Origin of the sequence: Spiroplasma sp. Moj, from assembly GCF_016082285.1 — a bacterium.
GTDB lineage: Bacteria > Bacillota_I > Bacilli_A > Mycoplasmatales > Mycoplasmataceae > Spiroplasma > Spiroplasma phoeniceum.
In genome coordinates this window covers 1-2294 of the sequence record NZ_MQTY02000136.1, presented here as the reverse complement: position 1 = coordinate 2294, position 2294 = coordinate 1, and the positions used below count along the sequence as shown (strand labels likewise).

Annotated in this window: 1 protein-coding gene and 1 pseudogene; one reads left to right on the top strand and one right to left on the bottom strand. The window is 26.8% G+C overall.

All coding sequences use genetic code 4. The features are described from left to right. Positions 1-297: 297 nt before the first annotated feature. Positions 298-732 (top strand): pantetheine-phosphate adenylyltransferase, encoded by a 435-nt coding sequence (gene coaD / locus BST80_RS05055; RefSeq protein ID WP_415746248.1) that lies wholly within the window; start codon positions 298-300, stop codon positions 730-732. Between the two features lie 36 nt (positions 733-768). On the opposite strand, the pseudogene BST80_RS05050 reads toward coaD, so the two are convergent. Next, positions 769-2042: pseudogene (locus BST80_RS05050) on the bottom strand (glucose-6-phosphate isomerase). Between the last annotated feature and the right edge of the window lie 252 nt (positions 2043-2294).

Sequence of the window (2294 nt, the reverse complement as noted above, 5' to 3'; positions counted from 1 at the left end):
CATATAAATAGTATTTCTGACATAAATTAAAATAATTAATGACATTTTGATAAATATAATTTATTTCTTTTGTAAGTTTTTGTTGTAAATATCATTTTTTTATTTTTCGTTGTAATGAATATAATTCATTTTCAGTTAGAATGCTTGTTACCATATACTTTTTCATTTTAATCTCCATTCTAATTTAAAGACTAAATCAGTGGTCTAAAATGTATATGGTTTTCACAATCGGAAAAATATCATATTTCTATTATCATAACACATTTTTTGAGTTAAAATAATAATATTTAAAAGGATGTGAAAATAATCTTGAAAGCAATTTTTCCATGTAGTTTTGACCCAATTCATGATGGTCATCTTAATATTATTAAAAAAGCAAGTACTCTCTTTTCAAAATTATATGTTGTAATTACGAATAATTTAGAAAAATCAAATCAAACGAACATTAAAACGCGTGCTAAACAAGCTGCCATAGCTTGTCAAAACCTTAATTTAAATATTGAAATTGTTATTAATGACCAAATGTTAACTAGTGATTTTGTTAAACAATTAGGGGCTAAATATATTATTCGAGGCCTACGAAATAATAACGATTTAAAATATGAAATGGAATTAGCTTTTGCTAATAAACAATTAAATAAAGATATTGAAACAATTTTTTTTATTGCCGATTATGGTTTGAATAAAATTTCTTCAACTTTTTTAAACCAAATTAAGCAATTAAAAAAATAAAAAAATATTGAGTTTCAATATTTTTTATTTTGTCTTTTATTTTCCTAATAAATTAAACATATTTTGTTTATAAATCTCAACTCCTGGTTGATCAAATGGATTTATCTCTAACAAGTAAGCTGAAATTGCACAAGCTTTCATAAATCAATATGCTAAATAACCAAACATATTATCATCCATTGTTGCAAATTCTAAAACAATATTTGGAACATGCCCAACTTTTGTATGAGCAGCAACAACGCCTTCAACAGCAATGGTATTTACTTCATGCAATGTTCTTCCAGCGAGATAATTTAAACCATCGGTATCTACTGCTGCTTTTGGCAGGTTAAGATCAATTTGTGGTTCTTTAATTGCGATAACTGTTTCAAATAAAATATTTTTTGTCCCTTCTTGAATGAATTGACCAAGAGAATGTAAATCTGTCGAAAAAACACACGATAATGGTAGTAAACCCTTTGAATTTTTTCCTTCTGATTCCTCAAATAATTGTTTCCATCATTCGGTAATCATCTGCATTTGTAACTCATAAGTTACAAGCATTTCTGCTTTATATTTTTCCTCTTGATTTAAAATATAACGTCCAACAGCATATTTATAGGCATGATTAGTGAAATCATCAATTAAAGTATCTTGATAAGCTTGTTGTGCTCCTTTAAAGACATTATCAACATTAATACCACTTACTAACATTGCAAAAATACCAACTGGGGTTAACACTGAATATCTTCTCCCAATGTCATCCGGAATAACAAAGGTTTGATAACCTGCTTTATCAGCTAATATTTTTAGAACACCTTTCTCTTTATCTGTAATAGCAACAATTAAGTTGGCTGCTTTTAGGCTTCCTTCTTTTTTTCTAAAAGCTCTTTGCAAAGACGAAATGCAATTGCTGGCTCAGTTGCTGTCCCTGATTTAGACACAACACAAATTCCAAATTTTTTGTCTTGAAGATATTTCAAAACTTGTGCTGTATAAGTTGAAGACATTGTATTCCCAATATAAATGATTTCTACTTTTTGTTGACTATATAACCCATTAATCATTTCAATTGCTGCTCGCGCACCAAGATAACTCCCACCAATTCTAATTACCAATAAAACGTCAATTTCACTAGCTAATTACTTTGTTGTTTGTTTCATTTTTGCAAGCTCTGCTTGATCATAATTATTTGGTCACTCAACTCAACCAAGGAAATCATTTCCTAATCCTGTTTTATTATGAATCATTTGTTGAATATCTTTAACTCGCCCTAAATATTTGTTAAAAACAGATTCGGCTAATGCATTAGTAAAATCTACTTTAATCATTTTAATAATATGCCTGCTTTCTATCTAAAAAACCTTACATTTGTAAAAATTTTAATTTATTTACTTGTTAGTGANTTAATTTTTTCANTAGACTTCTTGCATAACCTAGTTATTTTAAAATTCCTATAAAATATATTTAAAATAGAAATTATAGGAATCTAAAATTATGAAATTTGATAAATTTGATTTTATTAATAGACTTCTTGCATAACCTATTAAAATAATTGTAAATATTTTTAAAAAGATACTAAT